This is a genomic window from Nocardia farcinica, assembly GCF_029867845.1.
Classification (GTDB): Bacteria; Actinomycetota; Actinomycetes; order Mycobacteriales; family Mycobacteriaceae; genus Nocardia; species Nocardia farcinica_A.
The window spans coordinates 1-1,101 of the sequence record NZ_JARWRU010001247.1; the positions used below are offsets into that span (position 1 = coordinate 1).

Below are 1,101 nucleotides of genomic sequence, written 5' to 3' on the forward strand. Positions count from 1 at the left end.
CGGGGGGGGGGGGCGTGTCCGCCTTGGCCAGGGCCCTGCGCGGCGCCCGGGGGGGGGGCGGGGGGGCCCTCCCGGCCCTGCGCTCCGACCCCCCCGGCGCGGGGGCGCGCGGCGGCCTCCTCGGCGGCGCGTTCCCACGCGGTGGCGGGGTCGGCGCCGAGGGTGAGCAGGTCGGCGGCCCGCAGCAGGGCCGCGCCCAGTTCAGCGGGGGCGTTCGGCGCCACCGCGGCGGCCGCATCGGCCATGGGCAGGCCGGCGCGCAGGCACGCGGCGAGCAGATCGAAGACCGAGGCGACCGCCAGTGGGTCGTTCGCCGCGCGGCGGGCGGCGGGGCCTCGTCGCGGCGGCGCGGACCCCCCTGTCATCACCATGGCCCGGAGGCGGGGACCGGGGCCGGTGCGGGCGGGCCAGAGGGTCAGGGCGGCGGCGAGCAGCAGGGCGGCGACCGCGCAGATCCCGGACACGGCTCACACCAGCGCTTTCCGGGTGATCGCGTCGGTCCACAGCAGTCCGGCGCAGGCCAGGGCGGCACCGAGGGGCAGCAGCACACCGCCTGCCGCGGTGGTGAACAGCACGCGCAGCGGCCTTGCGCCCATCAGCTCCCCGAGCGCCAGGCCGAGCAGCGGCAGGCCGGACAGGACTGTGGCGGTGGCACGGGCGCCCGCCATCGCGGCCGTGCTGCGACGCCGGAAGCGCACCCGCCCCGCGAGGTCGGCGCGGGTGGCGGCGAGCAGTTCGGCCAGCGCGAGGCCGTGCCGTTCGGCGACCTGCCAGGCGTCGGCGATGCGCCGCAGTTCCACCCCGATCACCGACTCGTCGGCACGCAAGCCGTCGGCGCCGGAGCCGCCGAGCCTGCCGCGGGCCGCGCTCACGGCGAAGGCCGTGGCCGCCGCACCCGCACCGGATTCTCGCGCGGCCACCTCGGTGGCGGCGCTCGGATGCGCGCCCACCCGCAACTCCCCCACCACCGCTTCCAGCGCGTCGAGCAGCCGGGCGCACTCCGCGTCGTGCGCCCGGTCGCGCCGGGTCCGCCGCCCCCCCACCGTCAGGGTGACCGCCCCGGTCGCCCCCGCGATAACCCGCCCCGCGCCCCCCCCCAGC

2 protein-coding genes are annotated in these 1,101 nt (G+C 80.3%); both read right to left on the minus strand.

What is annotated here, in order from left to right:
• Window positions 1-464: type II secretion system F family protein (locus tag QH283_RS27860; protein ID WP_280505897.1), on the minus strand; the 464-nt coding region annotated here is incomplete at its 3' end.
• 3 nt (window positions 465-467) lie between these two features.
• Window positions 468-1,101, minus strand: a 634-nt coding sequence (locus tag QH283_RS27865) for a type II secretion system F family protein (protein ID WP_280505898.1), incomplete at its 5' end; no start/stop codon positions are given.